The organism is Chromobacterium sp. CCUG 30098, from assembly GCF_059916605.1.
In genome coordinates this window covers 155,259-173,070 of sequence record NZ_JAUCGS010000003.1, presented here as the reverse complement: position 1 = coordinate 173,070, position 17,812 = coordinate 155,259, and the positions used below count along the sequence as shown (strand labels likewise).

Annotated in this window: 15 protein-coding genes; 9 read left to right on the top strand and 6 right to left on the bottom strand. The window is 63.5% G+C overall.

Translation table 11 applies throughout. From position 1 onward, the window contains the following. Positions 1-22: 22 nt before the first annotated feature. From aroC to QUG03_RS08950, 4 genes are all read right to left on the bottom strand, one after another. The gene (gene aroC / locus QUG03_RS08965) at positions 23-1,123 is read right to left on the bottom strand and encodes a chorismate synthase (protein ID WP_166450622.1); all 1,101 of its coding nucleotides are present in this window, start codon (positions 1,121-1,123) and stop codon (positions 23-25) included. Positions 1,124-1,180: 57 nt separating this feature from the next. Then, a complete protein-coding gene (locus QUG03_RS08960; RefSeq protein WP_500819863.1) occupies positions 1,181-1,825 on the bottom strand; it encodes a 2OG-Fe(II) oxygenase in 645 nt (214 codons plus the stop codon). 59 nt (positions 1,826-1,884) lie between these two features. Then, complete coding sequence (locus tag QUG03_RS08955) at positions 1,885-2,802, bottom strand: alpha/beta fold hydrolase (RefSeq protein ID WP_107798196.1); 918 nt, start codon at positions 2,800-2,802, stop codon at positions 1,885-1,887. Between the two features lie 378 nt (positions 2,803-3,180). Then, entirely contained in the window at positions 3,181-4,392 is a 1,212-nt protein-coding gene (locus QUG03_RS08950) for an MFS transporter (RefSeq protein ID WP_500819862.1), read from the bottom strand. Between the two features lie 119 nt (positions 4,393-4,511). On the opposite strand from QUG03_RS08950, the gene QUG03_RS08945 reads away from it, so the two are divergent. Continuing rightward, positions 4,512-6,182 carry an SgrR family transcriptional regulator gene (locus tag QUG03_RS08945; RefSeq protein ID WP_500819861.1) on the top strand — a complete coding sequence of 557 codons (1,671 nt, stop codon included), beginning with the start codon at positions 4,512-4,514 and terminating at the stop codon, positions 6,180-6,182. A 117-nt stretch (positions 6,183-6,299) separates the two neighbouring features. After that, a complete protein-coding gene (locus QUG03_RS08940) occupies positions 6,300-6,731 on the top strand; it encodes an Hsp20/alpha crystallin family protein (protein ID WP_235084336.1) in 432 nt (143 codons plus the stop codon). 80 nt (positions 6,732-6,811) lie between these two features. Here QUG03_RS08940 and pepN read toward each other — a convergent pair whose 3' ends face one another. After that, positions 6,812-9,436 (bottom strand): aminopeptidase N, encoded by a 2,625-nt coding sequence (gene pepN / locus QUG03_RS08935; protein WP_500819860.1) that lies wholly within the window; start codon positions 9,434-9,436, stop codon positions 6,812-6,814. Positions 9,437-9,518: 82 nt separating this feature from the next. Beyond that, positions 9,519-11,297: a M61 family metallopeptidase gene (locus QUG03_RS08930; protein ID WP_227106996.1), complete on the bottom strand. Its 1,779-nt coding sequence runs from the start codon at positions 11,295-11,297 to the stop codon at positions 9,519-9,521. A gap of 472 nt (positions 11,298-11,769) precedes the next feature. On the opposite strand from QUG03_RS08930, the gene ccoN reads away from it, so the two are divergent. The 7 genes from ccoN (at position 11,770) to QUG03_RS08895 (ending at position 17,490) form a co-directional block, all read left to right on the top strand. After that, positions 11,770-13,194, top strand: coding sequence for a cytochrome-c oxidase, cbb3-type subunit I (gene ccoN, locus QUG03_RS08925; RefSeq protein ID WP_107798190.1), 1,425 nt, complete (start codon positions 11,770-11,772; stop codon positions 13,192-13,194). Positions 13,195-13,210: 16 nt separating this feature from the next. After that, positions 13,211-13,825, top strand: coding sequence for a cytochrome-c oxidase, cbb3-type subunit II (ccoO, locus tag QUG03_RS08920; RefSeq protein WP_019102681.1), 615 nt, complete (start codon positions 13,211-13,213; stop codon positions 13,823-13,825). 3 nt (positions 13,826-13,828) lie between these two features. Then, positions 13,829-14,020 carry a cbb3-type cytochrome oxidase subunit 3 gene (locus tag QUG03_RS08915; protein WP_048410958.1) on the top strand — a complete coding sequence of 64 codons (192 nt, stop codon included), beginning with the start codon at positions 13,829-13,831 and terminating at the stop codon, positions 14,018-14,020. Beyond that, positions 14,017-14,934, top strand: a complete 918-nt coding sequence (gene ccoP, locus QUG03_RS08910; RefSeq protein ID WP_019102683.1) for a cytochrome-c oxidase, cbb3-type subunit III — start codon at positions 14,017-14,019, stop codon at positions 14,932-14,934. The genes QUG03_RS08915 and ccoP overlap by 4 nt, the downstream gene beginning before the upstream one ends. A 154-nt stretch (positions 14,935-15,088) precedes the next feature. Next, positions 15,089-16,540 (top strand): cytochrome c oxidase accessory protein CcoG, encoded by a 1,452-nt coding sequence (gene ccoG / locus QUG03_RS08905; protein ID WP_107798189.1) that lies wholly within the window; start codon positions 15,089-15,091, stop codon positions 16,538-16,540. Between the two features lie 3 nt (positions 16,541-16,543). Then, positions 16,544-17,071, top strand: a complete 528-nt coding sequence (locus QUG03_RS08900; protein WP_500819859.1) for a FixH family protein — start codon at positions 16,544-16,546, stop codon at positions 17,069-17,071. 2 nt (positions 17,072-17,073) lie between these two features. Continuing rightward, positions 17,074-17,490 carry a YbaY family lipoprotein gene (locus QUG03_RS08895; RefSeq protein WP_253313818.1) on the top strand — a complete coding sequence of 139 codons (417 nt, stop codon included), beginning with the start codon at positions 17,074-17,076 and terminating at the stop codon, positions 17,488-17,490. Positions 17,491-17,812 lie beyond the last annotated feature (322 nt).

Sequence of the window (17,812 nt, the reverse complement as noted above, 5' to 3'; positions counted from 1 at the left end):
GTCCCGGCTTACGGTTTACAGTCTAGCCGATTCGGCCGGCAATTCTGGGAGTATCTACCGAAACATCGCCGCATTGCGCGCGATGGCGCAAGGCGTGGTCGATTAACACCAGCGCCAGCATCGCCTCGGCGATCGGCGTGGCGCGGATGCCGACGCAAGGATCGTGGCGGCCGTGGGTTTCCATGGTCAGCGGCTGGCCCTGCTTGTCTATGGAGCGGCGCGGCTGGGCGATGGAGGACGTCGGCTTGATGGCGATGGACACTTCGATGTCCTGGCCGGTGGAAATGCCGCCGAGCACGCCGCCGGCGTGATTGCTGGCGAAGCCCTGCGGCGTCAGTTCGTCGCCGTGCTCGCTGCCGCGCTGGGTCACGCAGCCGAAGCCGGCGCCGATCTCCACGCCCTTGACCGCGTTGATGCTCATCATCGCGTGGGCGATGTCGGCGTCCAGCCGGTCGAACACCGGCTCGCCCCAGCCCACCGGCACGTTTTCAGCCACCACCCGCAGCCGCGCGCCGATGGAGTCCAGGCTCTTGCGCACGCTGTCCATATAGCTTTCCAGCTGCGGCACCACCTCGGGATCGGCGGCGAAGAAGGGGTTGCCGGACACATGCTCCCAGCCCTTGAACGGGATGGCGATTTCGCCGATCTGGCTCATGTGGCCGCGGATGACGATGCCGTAGCGCTGATGCAGCCATTTCTTGGCGATGGCGCCGGCGGCCACCCGCACCGCGGTCTCGCGGGCGGAGGAACGGCCGCCGCCGCGCGGATCGCGGATGCCGTACTTATGCCAATAGCAGTAATCCGCATGGCCGGGACGGAAGGTGTCGGCGATATTGCCGTAGTCCTTGCTGCGCTGATCGGTGTTGCGGATCAGCAGCGCGATCGGCGTGCCGGTGGTCTTGCCCTCGTACACGCCGGACAGGATTTCCACCGCGTCCGGCTCGCGGCGCTGGGTGACGTGGCGGCTGGTGCCGGGCTTGCGCCGGTCCAGCTCCGCCTGGATGTCGGCTTCGCTGATCTCCAGCCCCGGCGGGCAGCCGTCCACCACGCAGCCAATGGCCGGGCCGTGGCTTTCGCCGAAGGAAGTCACCGTGAACAACAACCCCATGGTATTGCCTGACATCTTCACTGTCCTTTGTATGCGGAATCCTTGGCGAAGATTCTAGCACGAGCCGTCGGCCTACCAGCCGGCCGCCGTCGCCATGCGGCGGCGAAACCAGCCGGTGATGGACAAACGCTGCCGGCCGGCCGGCAACACCTCGTGCCAGAAGCGGTCGGACAAAAACAGCGCCAGGGTGCCGGCCTCCGGCCGGACGTCGACATGGCGCTCGCCATCCTCGTCCAGATAAAGCCGCATCTCGCCGCCGGCGTCGGCCGGCCAGTCGTCGTTCAGGTAGAGCACCGCGGTCAGCGCGCGCGCGTCGTCGTTGCGGAAGCGGTCCAGGTGTTTTTTATAGAAAGCGCCCTGCGGGTACACGGCGAAGTGGGACTCCAAGTCCTCCAGCCCCATGTAGAAGGCCTGGTTGACCTCCTGGCGGACGGCGTCCAGCTTGGAGAAATACAAGGATGCGGCGGAATCGGCATTGTCCGGCTCCAGCCACAGCACCGAGTCGGAACGGATTTCGCTGCGGCGGTTTTGCTGCGCGGCGCGCCCGACGGCGGCTTCATGGAACTTGCCCTGCTGCCAGTGGACGAGGCATTCCTCGCGCAGCAGGCGGATGTCTTCGGCAGAGAACAGGCTGCGGTCTACGACCCAGCCCTGTTCGGCAAGGTTGTCGATAACGGGCCCTAGCAAATAGGGCGAAACTTCAAAGTCTTGTGTCATGGTTCATTCTCCCAGGCGCGATTTCTACCACAGCCGCGCGCCAAGGAAAATGTCATTTATCAGTAATTTTCGCTGACCTGATCATACTCACCATGCAGCCATGCCAATACCAGCGGGAAATGGTCCCGGATGGCATCAGGATGGGTCAATAATGACACATGGTTGTAATCGTGCAGATGGCCGACGCGCCGGGACAGCAGGCGCAGCCGCGACAGGTGCGGGCCGGATTCGTCGCGGAAGCGGCGCACGTCCTCCGGATGGCCGCGGCAGGGATCGTGGCCGGCGGCGAAGTACAGGGCCGGCGGCAAACGGGCGCCTTGGGCGGCGGCGCCGTAATCGAAGCCGTCGTCGCTGTCCACCCAGGGCTTGGGCTGCGCCCACAGCTTGCTTTGCAGATGGCTCTTGTCGCTCTCGTCGTCCGCCCCCAGCCGGATGCGCCGCGCCGGCAGATAGCCGAACAGGCGGATCAAGACCCGCGAGGCGATATTCCACATGAAGTCCACCTCCACCAGCTTGTTCAGATTGCGCACCCGCACGCTGCGCTTGCTGCCGAAGTAAACCAGGCTGGCCACTTGCTCAGCCAGCTCGGGAAAGCGGATCAGGCAGCTGGACATGTGCACGCCGCCCCAGGAATGAGCCATCCAATGCAGCGGCGCGCCGTTCTTGAGTTCGCGGATGTGGCGATGCAGCGCCGGCAAATCCTCGCAGATGGTCTCGGTCTGCCCGTGGCGCGAGGCGCGGCTGATCTTGGGCAGGCTGCGGCCGCGGCCCCGCAGATCGGCGACGAACACATCGTAGCCGGCCTCGGCCAGGTAATGAGCCAGCCCTCTGCCGGAATCGCTGTAAAAAGTGCGGCCGTTGGCCATCACCCCGTGCAGCAGCAACACCGGCGGGCCGTCCTCGCGGCAATAAATGCGTTTCAGATACAGCTGCTCGCCGCCCACCGCGACAAAGCGGTCCTGCTGGCGCTTTTCCATGCCTTCTCCTCGTATCGGCGTCTGCTTCGTCGTCTGCGCGACAATTCAAACAAGCGCTTGATCATGACAAAAAAGCTGCCAAAGAGAAAGCCCGCCCTGCGCCAGAACCTGTTCAAAGCCTCTCGAGCCAGAGCGAGGACACGGCTGAAGAAGCGGAATGTACGGGTGGTAATGAGCATTCTGAAGACGTTTTCAACGCCGTATCGCCGACGCGTAGCAGATCGTAAACAAGTTCTCAAAGCCTGTTCAAAGTCTCGCGAGCAAGGGCGAGACAAGGCGAAAACGAGCGAAAAAGCGGAGTGTACAAGTGGTACATGAGCATTTTGAGCTTGTTTTTAACGCCGTATCGCCGAAGCGCAGCAGACTTTGAACAGGTTCTCAGGTCTTCAAGGCCGAAGCCTGCCACACGCCGCCCCCCCGGGCCTGCCGCAAGGCCTCGCCGCGCAGCGCCAGCCACCAGGCCAGCGCGCACAAGCTCGCCATCGCCGCGAATAAAGTCCCGCCGGACGCGCGGGCCAGCATCCAGCCGGCCAGCATCGGCCCCAGCGCTCCGCCCAGACTGGCCAGATTCTGCGCGCCGTAGTAGACGCCCTTGCAGTCCTCCGGCGCGATCGCGTCTATGTACAGGTATTCGGCCGGCACCAGCACGATCTCACCCACGGTGAACACCAGCATCGCCGCGCACATGCCCAGCAGCCCGCCGGGGACCCAGCCCAAGCCCAAGGTGCCCAGCCCCAACAGCAGAAAGCCGGCGCTGATAGCCTTCATCAAGCCGGCATCGCCTATCCGCCGGCCCAGCGGGTATTGCAGCAAGATCACGCCGACCGCGTTGCAGCTGATCAGCGCCGACATCCAGCGCAGCACCTCGGCCTCCGGCAAGCTCTGCATCAGATACAGGGGCAGATAGCTGGAAAAACGCGCGTACACCAGGTTGGCCAAGGCGCAACTCAGGGTGAACAAGACCAGCACCCGGTCTTGCCGCAAACGGCCCAGCGTCGCCCAAAAGCCCGGCGCAGGCGCGCCGGCCTCCCGGCTGGGCGCGCAAGGGCCGCGCGGCGTCGCCGCTCCGCCGGCCGCGGCCAGCGCGATCGCGCACCAGAACGGCCAGTTCCCGTCCCAAGCCAACAGCAGGCTGCACAGCAAGGGCCCCAGCGCCCAGCCGACGTTGGCCAGGGTGTAACGCAGGGAAAAGGCCTTGCCGCGCCGCTCCGGCGGCAGCAAATCGCTGATCATCGCCTTGATCGCGATGCTGTGCACCGCCTGGCCGATCTCGCTGAGCGCCAGCGCCAGCGCGCTCCACCACAGCTGCTGGCTCAGCGGCAGCACCAGATAGTTCAACGCGATCAAGGCCGCGGCGCCCAGCAACACCGGCCGCCGCGGCCAACGATCCAGCAAATGGCCGCCGTACAAGCCCATCAAGGCGGACAGCAGCAAGACGCCGCCCAGCAGCAGGCCGGTCTGCTCGCCGCTCAAGCTCAGTTGCCGCCCCAGGGTCAGCACCAGCAGCGGCGCGATCACCGCCCGGCTCATCGTCAACAACCAGGAGCCGGCCAGCAGCCAACGCACCTGGATTTCTTTTTCGCCAATCATGCCAAGGCCTATGCAAACAGGAAGTGCCCCCAGTATCCTGCTAAAAGCGGAATGTAAAAATGGATGCGAACCAAACAAATTGCTTCCGCTTTTAGCCTAGCCCTCAACCGGAAACGAGCATGAAGCTGGAACGACAATATCAGGCGCTGCACCAGGCCTACGCCGGCCGGCAGCCCGCCCAGCCGGGGCTGGCCGAGCTGTGCGCGCTGTGGGACTGCAGCGAGCGCAACGCCCGGCTGCAGCTGGCCAAGATGCGCGAGCGCGGCTGGCTGGCCTGGGAGCCGGGCCGGGGGCGCGGCCGCAAATCGCGGCTAAGCCTGCTCTGCCCGCCGGAACAGCTGGAATGGCAGCGTCTGCAGCGCTTGCTGCGCGACGGCAAGCTGGAGCAGGCCTTCGCCCAATTGCCGCCGCAGCGGCGCGAACAATTGCTGAGCGCGCTGCCGCAATACCTGGGCAGCGCCGCGCAAGGCCGCTGCCTGCGCATCCCGATACCGCATGCGCCGCTGAGCCTGGACCCGGTCACCGTCAGCGGCCGGCTGGAATCCCATCTGGTCCGGCAGATATTCGACCGGCTATGCCGTTTCGACCGCGCGCTGCAAAGCCTGCAGGGCGGCCTGGCCCATCACTGGGAAAGCGACGACGCGGCCAGGCGCTGGCGCTTCTGGCTGCGCCCCGGCCTGCAATTCCACGACGGCTCGCCCTTGCAGGCCGACGCCGCGGCCGCCAGCCTGCTGCGACTGCGCGAATCCGACAATCCTTATCAGCGGCAATACCGCCACCTGAGCGCGGTCGAGGTCCACGATCCGCTGTCCTTCAGCTGCCGCTTGGACGACGGAGATTTTCTATGGCCGCAGCGGCTGGCCACCGCCAACAGCTCCATCGTCCCCTTGCGGCGCGGCGCCGACTTCGAACGCCTGCCGGTGGGCAGCGGTCCGTTCCGGGCGCTGCGCCACAGCGAGCAGCGGCTGAGCCTGGCCGCCTTCGCCGCCCATTACCGCGAGCGGGCGCTGCTGGACGAGATCGAGCTGTGGTTCATTCCCGCCGGCGACGACGGCCAGGACTTCCACCTGCGCCTGGATTACGCCAACGACGACGCCAACGGCACACTGCAATCGGCCTGCACCTATTTGCTGCTGAACCCGGCCTTGCCGGACAGCGAGCGCGCTCCGCTGATGCGCTGGCTGGCCGAGCCCGCGCTGGTCCAGGCCAACGACGTTCTGCAGACGCCGGCGGCCGGCCTGCTGCCGGGCTGGCGACATCCCTTGCCGCGGGCCGAGCGCCGCCCCCGGCTGGACCGCGCCCGCCTGCGCCTGTTCCATTACGACCTGCCCTGTTTTCCGCCGCTGGCCGCCGCCATCCGCCAGCGCCTGGCCGCCCTGTCCATCGACCTGGAAATCCACGCCCTCAGCCGGCGCGCCTTCTTTCACGATCAGGACTGGTGGCGGCAGGCCGATCTGATGTTGTGCAGCGAGGTCTTGCACGACGATCGCGACTACAGCTGCCACGAATGGCTGGGCACCCGGCAACCGTTGCAGCGCGGCCTGGGCGCGGCGGCGCAGGCGCGGCTGAACGCGCAATTGCGGGACATCCAGCGCCAGCCGGACACCCAACAGCGGATGGCCGGTTACGCCGCCATCGGCGACTGGCTGTGCGCCGAGGGCTGGGTGCTGCCGCTATCGCATGAGCGCCAGGGCCATCAGGCCAGCCCCCAGCTGGCCGGCCTGCAAATGAGCGAAAACGGCTGGACCGATTTCGCCGGCCTATGGCTGAGACCTGTCCAATCGGACTGATGCGCGCGCGTCCCACCCTATTCCGTCCGCGCCGGGGCTTGAGAATCCGCGCGGCGTCCCTATATCGACAACAGGGCCCGTTTTACATCTAATCCATTGATCTAAAAGGAGAGTAAGATGAACATCCTGCCTTCCCGCGGCAATGTTAGCCTGTTTGACGAACTGTTCCGCGACTTCAGCCCCGGCTTTTTCATCAAGCCGCTGCACGGCGACCCCCTGCCCAGCCAGATCAAGATCGACGTGAGGGAATCCGAAACCCAGTTCACCGTTCACGCGGAAATCCCCGGCGTCGGCAAGGAGGATATCCATGTGGAAGTGGACGGCCCGCTGGTCACCATCAAGGCGGAAGTGCGCCAGACGGACAGCGAGCGCAAGGACGAACGCCCGCTGCGCACCGAGCGGTTTTACGGCGCGGTGTCGCGCAGCTTCCAGCTGCCGGCCGAGATCGAACGCAACGCGGCCAGCGCCAAGTATGAAAACGGCGTGCTCAGCCTGACGCTGCCGAAGAAACAAGGCGGACAGGGCGGACAGCGGCTGCGCGTAGAATAAGCCGCGCCGGGCAACCCAAGCCGCCATGAAAAAAGCCCCGGTTTGAAACCGGGGCTTTGTTTTGAGCGGCGCGAGACGGCTCAGGCTTCCAAAATCTTGGACACGATCTCGTACACGTCCTTGGACAGCGTTTGCCCGGCCAGACGCTGCAATTGCTCGCGCATCAGCGCCTGACGCGCCGGCTCCAGCTTCTTCAGCCGGCGGAAGGCGTTGACGATGCGGCTGGCCACCTGCGGATTAATCGCGTCCAGCGCCAGCACCTGATCGGCGAGGAAGCGATAGCCGCTGCCGTCGGCGGCGTGGAACAAGGCCATATTGGCGCCGAAGGTGCCGATCAACGCGCGCGCCTTATTGGGGTTCTTCAAGGTGAAGGCCGGGTGCTGCATCGCCGCCTGCACATGCTCCAGCGTGCCCGGCAGCTGGCTGCTGGCCACCAGCATGAAGAACTTGTCCATCACCAGCGCGTCGCCCTGCCAGCGGGCGGCGAAGGCGGTGAAGCAATCGTCGCGCTCGGCGCCGTCGCGATCGCGCAAGGCCAGCATCGCGCCCATCTGGTCGGTCATATTGTCCGCCTCCTGGCACTGCTTGGAGGCGGCCTCCGCCGGCCAGGCGTCGTCCAGGCGGTTCAGCATGGCCAGCGCGCGGTTCTTCAGATCGCGCTTGCCGGCGTCCTGCGGCTTGTAATCGCGGGTCTGGCTCAGCTCGTACGCCTCGCGCCACTCGCCGCGCAGCGCCTGCGCCAGCTCGTCCAGCACGAAATCGCGCACCTGATGGATGCTCGCCGGGTTGGCCGCCTCCACCATCTCCAGGATTTCCGCCTCGGAAGGCAGAGCCAGCATCAAGGCCTTGAACGCCGGATCGGCGACATGGTCCTTGAGCACCGCGCGGAAGGCGGAGACGAAGGTTTCCGGCAACTTCAGCTCGCCGCCGGCGGCCAGCGTCGTCAACAGCTGCTTGAACAGGCGCTCGGCCAAGGTCTGGCCGGCCTCCCAGCGGCTGAAGCTGTCGCTGTCGTTGGCCATCAGGAAAGCCAGTTGGTCGTCGCGCCAATCGAAATCCAGCTTCACCGGCGCGGAGAAGCCGCGCAGCAGCGAAGGCACCGGTTCGGCCGGCACGTCGACGAAGGTGAAGCTCTGCTCCGCCGCCTTGACGTCCAGCACCCGGGTGCCGCCCTGCGCCTCGGCCTCGCCCTCCAGCCGCAGCGGCAGGTCGGCGCCGTCCGCGCCCACCAGACCCAGGGCCAGCGGGATGTGGAAGGGCTGCTTCTGTTCCTGGCCCGGGGTGGCCGGGCAGGATTGGCGCACGTTCAGGGTGTAGCTGCGCGCCACGCTGTCGTAACGGCCGCTGACGCTGAGCACCGGGGTGCCGGCCTGGCTGTACCACAGGCCGAACTGACCCAGGTCCACGTCGTTGGCGTCGGCCATCGCCGCGCGGAAGTCGTCGCAGGTCACCGCCTGGCCGTCATGGCGTTTGAAATACAGGTCCATGCCCTTGCGGAAGCCGGCTTCGCCCAGCAAGGTGTGATACATGCGCACCACTTCCGCGCCTTTTTCATACACCGTCATGGTGTAGAAATTATTCATCTCGATATAGCTGTCCGGGCGGATGGGATGGGAGGTGGGGCCCGCGTCCTCCGGGAACTGATGAGCGCGCAGGCCCTTGACGTCCTCAATGCGCTTGACCGCGCGGCTGCTCATGTCGGCGCCGAACTCCTGGTCGCGGAACACGGTCAGGCCTTCCTTCAGCGACAGCTGGAACCAGTCGCGGCAGGTGACGCGGTTGCCGGTCCAGTTGTGGAAGTATTCATGGCCGATCACCCGCTCCACGCCCTGGAAGTCGGCGTCGGTGGCGGTGTCCTTGCGCGCCAGCACGTACTTGGTGTTGAAGACGTTGAGGCCCTTGTTCTCCATCGCGCCCATATTGAAGTCGCCGACGGCGACGATCATATAGATGTCCAGATCGTATTCCAGGCCGAAGCGCTGCTCGTCCCACTTCATCGAGTGCTTCAGGGACTCCATCGCGTGCTGGGTCTTGTCCTGATCGGCCGGTTCGGTCCAGATCTCCAGCGCCACTTCGCGGCCGCGCATGGTGACGAACTTGTCCTTCAGCGCCGTCAGCTTGCCGGCCACCAAGGCGAACAGATAAGACGGCTTCTTGTACGGGTCCACCCACTTCACCCAGTGGCGCTTCTTGTCCACCATGCCCTCGCCCACCTTGTTGCCGTTGGAGAGCAGCACCGGGAATTTGTGCTTGTCCGCCATGATGGTGGTGGTGAACTTGGCCATCACGTCGGGACGGTCCAGGTAATAGGTGATTTTGCGGAAGCCTTCCGGCTCGCATTGGGTGAACAGATTGCCGTTGGACGCGTACAAGCCCATCAGACTGGTGTTGGCCGCCGGATCGATCTCGGTTTCCACTTCCAGGATGAAGCTGTCCGGCACGCCGCGCACGGTCAGTTGATCGTCGGCCAGCGCGTAGCCGCCTTCGCCCAGGCGTTCGCCGTCCAGCGTCACCGCCACCAATGCGGCGCTGCCGTCCAGCACCAGATCGTCCTGGCGCGCGGCCTTGTCGTTGCGGGTCACCACCAGGCGCGCGTGCACGCGGGTGGCGTCGTCTTCGATGTCGAAGCTCAGATCGACGCGGTCGATCAGAAAAGCGGGGGCTGCGTAGTCGTTGCGGTACTTGACTTGCGGCTGTTGAGCCATGTCTACGTCTCCTTCGATGCCGGCTGCGCCGGTCTTGGCTGGAGGGGGACGACGCCGGGCAGCGGCGCCGACCCGATGAATATTAGCGGCGCAGCCACTGCGCGCCGCCGTCCTGCAACAGCAGGCGGCAGGCGTCGGCAGGAGCGGCTTGCAGCTCCACTTGCGCGCTGATCAGTTCGTCGCGGCGGAACCAGTGCAGTTTCAGCTTATCGCCGGGCTGGTAGCGCGCCAGCGCCTTGTCCAGGTCCACGGCCTTGAGCTTGTCTATGGCCACGATCACGTCGCCGCCGGACAGGCCGGCGCCTTGCGCCGCGCCGCCGTCGTAGACATTGAGCACGCGCACGCCCTGGGCCTCGGCCACGGCCTTGACCCCCAGGCTGGCCGGCGCAGGCTTGCCGCTCAACGCCAGGCCGCCGCGGTCGCCGGCGTTGGCCGCCGGCTCGAAGCGCAGCTCCACGCCCTGGGCCGCCAACAGTTCGGCCAGCGGCAGGGACTCAACACCGCGCAGCGCGCGATCGAAAAAGGCCTTGAGGTCCAGGCCGGTGACGGCCTGCGCCTGGCTTTCCCACTCGTCCTCGGCCAGGCCCTTGCCGTCGTCCAGCCATTTGCGCCACAGCGCGCGCATCACGTCGTCCAGCGACTGACGGCCCTGGCTGTCGCGGCGTATGGTCAGGTCCAGCGCCAGCGCGGCCAGCGCGCCCTTGGTGTAATAGCTGACGATGCTGTTGGGGCTGTTTTCGTCTTGTCGATAGTACTTGGTCCACGCTTCGAAGCTGGATTGCTCCAGCGTCTGCTTCAAGCGGCCGGCGCCGCGCTCGACGCCGCTGATGGTTTCCGCCAGCAGGCCCAGATAGCGCTTCTCGTCTATCAGGCCGCAACGCACCAGGCTCAGGTCGTCGTAATAGGAGGTGATGCCCTCGAAGGCCCACAGCAGACGGGTATAGCCTTCCTGGTTCAGATCGTAGGGCGTGAACGCCGCCGGCTTCATCCGCTTGACGTTCCAGCTGTGGAAATATTCGTGGCTGATCAGGCCCAGCAGCTTCAGATAGCCGTCACCGATCTCCTCGACGCCCTGCTGCGGCAAGTCGTCGCGATTGGCCACCAGCGCGGTGGAGGCGCGATGCTCCAGGCCGCCGTAGATGTCCTTGCCGACGAAAAGCATGAATACGTAGCGCTCGAAGGGCGCCGGCTCGCCGAACAGCTTGATCTGGTATTCGCAGATTTTCTTGGCGTCGCGCGCCAGGCGCTTGAGGTCGGCGCGGAAGCGGCCGGAGACGACGAATTCGTGCGGCACGCCGCAGGCTTTGAAGCTGACGCGTTCGAAAGCGCCCAGTTCCACCGGGTGGTCGATCAACTCGTCGTAAGAGGCGGCCTGATAGCCGCCGAAGCCGGTTTTCTTGTCCGCGCCGCGCGCCGGCAAGCTGGTCGCCACCTTCCAATCGGCGTAGGCCTTGCCTTCCGGCGGCAGGATCTCCACCTCGCAAGCCTCGTTCTCGTAGCCGTCCGCCGCCAGGAAAACGCTGCTGCCGTTATAGAAGCCGCGCTGCGCGTCCAGATAAGCGCCGCGCACCGACAGATCAAACGCATAAACTTTATAGCGTAGAACCAACGAGCCCTTGACTGGCGCGGCTTGCCAACTGTTTTTTGTCAGCTGGACCAGCCGCACCGCTTTTCCCGCGGATTCCGCGCGAATTTCCACAATATGTTTGGAGAACTCCCGGATCATGTAACTGCCGGGAATCCACGCCGGCAATGAGAAAATCTGGCCATTCTTGGCGGGCCGGGAAACGGTCAGGACGACCTCGAAAAGATGCGCCTCCGGGGCGCTCGGACATAGGGTGTAGCGGACGGAAACGGTCATGATCTGCCTGCAATCGTTGCAAAACCTTCTGATTTTAGCACTTGCCGCGGGTAAACGCTGCGTTTTATGACATCTTGATCCAGGTCAAGAAGGCTGGGCCGCCAGACAATACAATCTCGGTCAGTAGCAACAGTATTTGCAAGAACTGTCACGCTCGCTTGAGACATAAATAAAGACAAATGGGAAAGCGACATCCCCCGGCCGTCCAAACTGGCCCGATATGGGTAATTGATTTAGAATGCCGGGTTAACTAAATGGGGAAATTGCGCTGTCGCAATACGGGATGAACTGCTAATACAGACATCAGTACCGCTGCGATCTGGGTCAAGCGCTTGATTTTAATAAAAGTCGTTTTCCCTGCGGCATCGTCTGGATACAGTCACATCGGTACAGATGGGGACAGTTTCCCGGACTTCAAGCCGCCGATTAGATATGTCACGTTCTGAGTTAGCAACCTTGGAGAAAACCCTAAATGGAAACGCAATCCACTTATAACTATAAGGTGGTGCGCCAATTTGCCATCATGACCGTCGTGTGGGGCATTGTCGGCATGTTGGTGGGCGTCATCATTGCGGCCCAACTGGTCTGGCCCGAATTGAACTTCGGCCCCTGGTTCCACTTTGGCCGCCTGCGTCCTCTGCACACCAATGCGGTCATCTTCGCCTTTGGCGGTTGCGGCCTGTTCGCCACCTCCTATTACGTGGTGCAGCGTACCTGTAACGTCCGGCTGATCTCCGACAAGCTCGCCGCCTTCACCTTCTGGGGCTGGCAGCTGGTGATCGTGCTGGCCGCCATCACCTTGCCGCTGGGCCTGACCACCAGCAAGGAATACGCCGAGCTGGAATGGCCGATCAAACTGCTGATCGCGGTGATCTGGGTTGTTTACGCCATCGTTTTCTTCGGCACCATCGCCATCCGCAAGGTCAAGCACATCTACGTGGCCAACTGGTTCTACGGCGCCTTCATCCTGGCCGTGGCCCTGCTGCACATCGTCAACTCCGCCTTCGTGCCGGTGTCGCTGTGGAAATCCTACTCCGCCTACTCCGGCGCCGTGGACGCCATGGTGCAATGGTGGTACGGCCACAACGCCGTGGGCTTCTTCCTGACCGCCGCCTTCCTGGGCATGATGTACTACTTCATCCCGAAACAGGCCGGCCGTCCGGTTTACTCCTACCGCCTGTCCGTGGTGCACTTCTGGGCGCTGATCTTCACCTATATGTGGGCCGGTCCTCACCACCTGCATTACACCAGCCTGCCTGACTGGACCCAGTCCGTAGGCATGGTGTTCTCCCTGGTGCTGCTGGCTCCGAGCTGGGGCGGCATGATCAACGGCATCATGACGCTGTCCGGCGCCTGGCATAAGCTGCGCACCGATCCGGTGTTGAAATTCCTGGTGGTTTCGCTGTCCTTCTACGGCATGTCCACCTTCGAAGGCCCGATGATGTCGATCAAGACCGTCAACGCCTTGTCCCACTATACCGACTGGACCATCGGCCACGTGCACTCCGGCGCGCTGGGCTGGGTGGGCTTCATCACCATCGGTTCCATGTACTACCTGATTCCGCGCCTGTTCGGCCGCGAATCCATGTTCAGCCTGAAGCTGGTTGAAGCCCATTTCTGGCTCGCCACCGTCGGCGTGGTGCTGTACATCGCCGCGCTGTGGATCTCCGGCGTGACCCAGGGCCTGATGTGGCGCGCGCTGAACCCGGACGGCACCCTGACCTACGCCTTCGTAGAGGCGGTCAAGGCCACCTATCCGTACCACTTCGTGCGTCTGCTCGGCGGCTTCCTGTACCTGCTCGGCATGTTCCTGATGGCCTACAACACCTTCCGCACCGTAACCGCGGGCCGTGCCGTAGACGCCAAGATCCCGGCCATCACCGCCCACGCTCATTGAGGCGCAAGGAAACATCATGGATAAGATACAAAAACTGATCGAAGAACACGTCGGCTATCTGATCGTGTTTACCCTGCTGGTCGTCAGCGTGGCCGGTCTGGTGGAAATTCTGCCGCTGGCCTTCCAGAAATCGACCACTCAGCCGGTGGCCGGCGTCAAGCCCTACACCGCCGTGCAGCTGGCCGGCCGCGACATCTACATCCGCGAAGGCTGCCATACCTGCCACACGCAGATGATCCGTCCGTTCCGCGCTGAAACCGAGCGCTACGGCCACTACTCCGTGGCCGGCGAATCGGTGTACGACCACCCCTTCCTGTGGGGCTCCAAGCGCACCGGTCCGGACCTGGCCCGCGTGGGCGCCCGTTACTCCGACGAATGGCACCGCGTGCACCTGATCAACCCGCGCGACGTGGTTCCCGAGTCCAATATGCCGGCCTTCCCGTGGCTGGCCAAGAATCTGGCCGACGCCGACATTGTGCCGACCAAGATGAAGGCGCTGCGCCTGGTGGGCGTTCCCTATACCGACAAGGACATCGCCGAGGCCAAGGCCCAGGTGGAGGGCAAGTCGGAAATGGACGTGCTGGTCGCTTACCTGCAAGGCCTGGGCCTTGCCTTGAAGAACGTTCGTTAAGCCATGGACTGGGTAACCATCGGACGCTCGCTGTTCACGGTAGTGTGCTTTGCATTCTTCATCGTGGTGCTGGGCATCGCCTACAGCAAGCGCTCCAAGAACCGGTATGAGGACGCGGCCAACCTGCCCTTCCTCGACGACGACAAGGTGCAGGAAGCGGAACAAGACCAAGCTTCCAACGGAGCAAGAAAATGAGTGATTTCGTGAGCGAATTCTGGAACATCTGGATCACCGCGATCGTGCTGGGCGGCCTCGTCTGGCTGACCTATCTGGTGTTTTCGCAATCCAAGATCAAGGTGCAAAAGGGCGAACAGGTGGAGATCACCGGCCACGTGTGGGACGGCGACCTCTCCGAGTACAACCACCCGCTGCCGCGCTGGTGGATGCTGATGTTCTACGTGACCCTGGCCTTCGCCGTGGTCTATCTGATCCTGTATCCCGGCCTCGGCACCTGGAAAGGCGTGTTCGGCTGGACCTCGGTAGACCAGTACAAGAAGGAACGCGCGCAGGCGGAAGCCAAGTATCAGCCGCTGTACGACCAGTTTCTGAAGCAGGACGTCAAGGCCGTGGCCGCTGATCCCAAGGCTCAGGAAATGGGCAAGCGCCTGTTCCAGACCTACTGCGTGCAATGCCACGGTTCCGACGCCCGCGGCGCCAAGGGCTTCCCCAACCTGACCGACAACAAGTGGCTGTGGGGCGGCGACATCAAGACCATCCACACCACCATCTCCGAAGGCCGTCACGGCCAGATGCCGGCCTGGGGCGCGGCGTTCGGCGAGGAAAAGGTCAAGGACGTGGCCAACTACGTGCTCTCCCTGTCCAAGCGCAAGCATGACGCGGAGCGCGCGGTGCGCGGCAAGGAAACCTTCGCCACGGTCTGTATCGCCTGCCACGGCGCGGACGGCAAGGGCAACCCGCAGCTGGGCGCGCCCAATCTGACCGACAACAACTGGCTGTACGGCGGCAGCGAGAAAACCATCATCGAAACCATCACCAACGGTCGCAACAACCAGATGCCGGCCTGGAAAGACTTCCTGGGTGAAGGCAAGGTGCATCTGTTGACCGCTTACGTCTGGGGCTTGTCCAACAACCCCAAAGCGCCGCAATAACCGGTGCCGACCTACTGCCCGCTCACGCGGGCAGTATTCTTTCGCGAGGATGTTATATGATTTCATATAACATCTCCGCTCCGACGCAGCTGCGCATTTCGCCAAGTCCATGCCGCGCATGGCTTTGGCCAAATCCGCAGAGAAGGAAACGCCCATGTCCGATTCGCTCAAGGAAATTCCGATCAAGGTCGAACCGCCGCGCCAGGCCGGCCAGCAGCCCGACGCCACCGAGACCGTTTCTCTGTACGAGTCGCATACCAAGATTTATCCGCGCGCCGTCAAAGGCCTGTTCAACAATCTGCGCGTGCTCTTCGTCATAGGCACCCAGCTGGTCTTCCTCGGCCTGCCCTGGCTGAGCTGGAACGGACGCCAGGCGCTGCATTTCGACCTGATCGAACGCAAATTCCACCTGTTCGGCCTCACCATCTGGCCGCAGGACTTCGTCTATCTGGCCGCGCTGCTGATGTGCTGCGCCTTCGCCCTGTTCACCTGGACCACCATCGCCGGCCGGCTGTGGTGCGGTTATTCCTGTCCGCAGACGGTCTACACCGAAATCATGCTGTGGATAGAGCAATGGGTGGAAGGCGACCGCAACAAGCGCATCAAGCTGGACAAGTCGCCGATGAGCTTGCGCAAATTCCGCCTCAAATTCACCAAGCACGCCTTGATGATCCTGTTCTCGCTGTGGACCGGCTTCACCCTGGTGGGCTACTTCACGCCGATCCGCGATCTGGTGGCCGCCGCGCCGCGCTTCGACTACGGGCCCTGGGAAGCGTTCTGGATGTTCTTCTACGCCGGCTTCACCTATCTGCTGGCCAACTTCATGCGCGAGCAGGTCTGCAAATACATGTGCCCGTACGCGCGCTTCCAGAGCGTGATGTTCGACGCCGACACTCTGATCATTTCCTATGACGAAAAGCGCGGCGAGCCGCGCGGCGCGCGCAAGAAAGGCAGCGACCCGAAGGAACAGGGTCTGGGCGCCTGCATCAACTGCAGCATCTGCGTTCAAGTCTGCCCGGTGGGCATAGACATCCGCAACGGCCTGCAATACGAGTGCATAGGCTGCGCGGCCTGCATCGACGCCTGCGACGAGGTGATGGATAAAATGGCCTATCCGCGCGGTCTGATCCGTTACACCACGGAAAACGCGCTGGAAGGCAAATACCCGGAAAAGGCCATCGCCTCCCGGCTCAAGCGCCCGCGCGTGATACTGTATACGCTGGTGCTCAGCGTCGTCATCGCCACCTCCATCGGCTCCATGCTGATGCGCAAGCCCTTCAAGGTGGACGTGCTGCGCGACCGCGCCTCGCTGGTGCGCGAAACCGATGCCGGCTGGCTGGAAAACACCTATATCATTAAAATTATCAATACTACGGAACAGAATCAGCATTTCAGGATCACAGCATCGGGCTTGCCCGGCCTGAAAGTGCAGGCCGACCGCAAGGACATCGCCGTCGCGGCCACCGGCAATACCGACGTCACCGTCCACGTCCAGGCCGATCCGCAGTACGCGACCAAGGGCAGCCACGAGATCCGCTTCCTGATCGAGTCCATCAACAACCCTTCCCTGCAAGTGGAAGAGAAGTCCAGCTTCATCGGAGAGTAATACATGCAGCACACCCACCCTGCTCCGCGCCCCTGGTACCGCGAGCCCTGGCCCTGGATTCTGTTCGGCCTGCCGCTGATTTCCGTCATCGTCGGCGTGATGTTCCTCGCCACCGCGATCCGCACCGACGACGGCCTGGTCACCGACGACTATTACAAAAAGGGCAAGGCCATCAATATGGAGCTGCGCCGCGACAAGCAAGCCTTCAATATGGGCCTGAGCGCGCAGCTGATGGTGGGCTCGGATCAGCGCACGCTGCGGCTGATCACCACCAGCAAGGTGGCGCTGCCCGCCATCATCACCATGCGCATGGTGCATCCGGCTCAGGACGACTTCGACCAACAAGTGGATATGCGCCAAGCCGGCCCCAATCTCTACCAGGCCACGCTGCCGACGGTTCCGGTCAAGGCCAACCACTGGTACATCCTGCTGGAAGACCAGGCCAAGCAATGGCGGCTGCAGGGCGAGTGGAAGCCGGCTGAAGGCCAGACCGTCTCGCTGGGCCACCCCAACCTGGAGCCGGCGGACTGATGATGACGAGATGGTTCCGCGCCCTGTGCGCGCTGACTCTGGGCCTGGCCATGAGCGCCGCCCACGCCGGCGGCTTCGTGCCCGCCTACCTGACCGGCAATATCGCGCCGCAGCAGAGCGCGACGCTGTCCCAGGCCAAGGACGTGCTGGTCAAGGTTCGCCTGCTGGATCAAAGCCGCCAGGACGCGCCGCCCCAGCTGCTGGCCGAGCAAATCCTGGAAAAGCCGCGCAGCATCCCGGCGGACTTCTCCCTGTGCTACGACAAGCAGGCGATCAAACCCGACGGCCGCTACGTGGTGGAAGGCCAGATCTTCGTTGACGGCGAACTGCGCTACAACAGCAGCCGCCAGACCGAGGTGCTGCGCGCCGGCGCCGACGAACACCCGCAGCTGAGGCTGGACACCGTCGGCGGCAACTAAACGCCGAAGCGCTCCGCCTCCCGGCCCTGCTTCCCGCAGGGCTTTTTCTTTGTCCGCCGCCGCCGGCGCCCGATCAAGTGTTGCTGTTTTGCCTCAGCGCCGGCGAGCCCGGCCCTCAGCCTCCCCTCCAAGGCCGGCAACGCCGCAAACACGCTTAAGCCCTTCTCCCGCCGGGATTTTCGACAATAACCCGAATGTGAAGCCTCACAGCACCCATGTCATTTTGCTTACAAATAAATATGACAAATAAAGACAGTTAGTGACGCATTTACTCTATAAACACTGATTGTATGGCAACAAATATTAAAAAATTTTCACATCC

What these genes read in the sequence shown, in the direction of transcription:
- QUG03_RS08960 (WP_500819863.1), bottom strand. Translation starts at nt 1,825, where the DNA reads ATGACACAAGACTTTGAAGTTTCGCCCTATTTGCTAGGGCCCGTTATC.
- ccoO (WP_019102681.1), top strand. Translation starts at nt 13,211, where the DNA reads ATGGATAAGATACAAAAACTGATCGAAGAACACGTCGGCTATCTGATC.
- pepN (WP_500819860.1), bottom strand. Translation starts at nt 9,436, where the DNA reads ATGGCTCAACAGCCGCAAGTCAAGTACCGCAACGACTACGCAGCCCCC.
- QUG03_RS08945 (WP_500819861.1), top strand. Translation starts at nt 4,512, where the DNA reads ATGAAGCTGGAACGACAATATCAGGCGCTGCACCAGGCCTACGCCGGC.
- aroC (WP_166450622.1), bottom strand. Translation starts at nt 1,123, where the DNA reads ATGTCAGGCAATACCATGGGGTTGTTGTTCACGGTGACTTCCTTCGGC.
- QUG03_RS08915 (WP_048410958.1), top strand. Translation starts at nt 13,829, where the DNA reads ATGGACTGGGTAACCATCGGACGCTCGCTGTTCACGGTAGTGTGCTTT.
- ccoN (WP_107798190.1), top strand. Translation starts at nt 11,770, where the DNA reads ATGGAAACGCAATCCACTTATAACTATAAGGTGGTGCGCCAATTTGCC.
- QUG03_RS08940 (WP_235084336.1), top strand. Translation starts at nt 6,300, where the DNA reads ATGAACATCCTGCCTTCCCGCGGCAATGTTAGCCTGTTTGACGAACTG.
- ccoP (WP_019102683.1), top strand. Translation starts at nt 14,017, where the DNA reads ATGAGTGATTTCGTGAGCGAATTCTGGAACATCTGGATCACCGCGATC.
- QUG03_RS08930 (WP_227106996.1), bottom strand. Translation starts at nt 11,297, where the DNA reads ATGACCGTTTCCGTCCGCTACACCCTATGTCCGAGCGCCCCGGAGGCG.
- QUG03_RS08955 (WP_107798196.1), bottom strand. Translation starts at nt 2,802, where the DNA reads ATGGAAAAGCGCCAGCAGGACCGCTTTGTCGCGGTGGGCGGCGAGCAG.
- QUG03_RS08895 (WP_253313818.1), top strand. Translation starts at nt 17,074, where the DNA reads ATGACGAGATGGTTCCGCGCCCTGTGCGCGCTGACTCTGGGCCTGGCC.
- ccoG (WP_107798189.1), top strand. Translation starts at nt 15,089, where the DNA reads ATGTCCGATTCGCTCAAGGAAATTCCGATCAAGGTCGAACCGCCGCGC.
- QUG03_RS08950 (WP_500819862.1), bottom strand. Translation starts at nt 4,392, where the DNA reads ATGATTGGCGAAAAAGAAATCCAGGTGCGTTGGCTGCTGGCCGGCTCC.
- QUG03_RS08900 (WP_500819859.1), top strand. Translation starts at nt 16,544, where the DNA reads ATGCAGCACACCCACCCTGCTCCGCGCCCCTGGTACCGCGAGCCCTGG.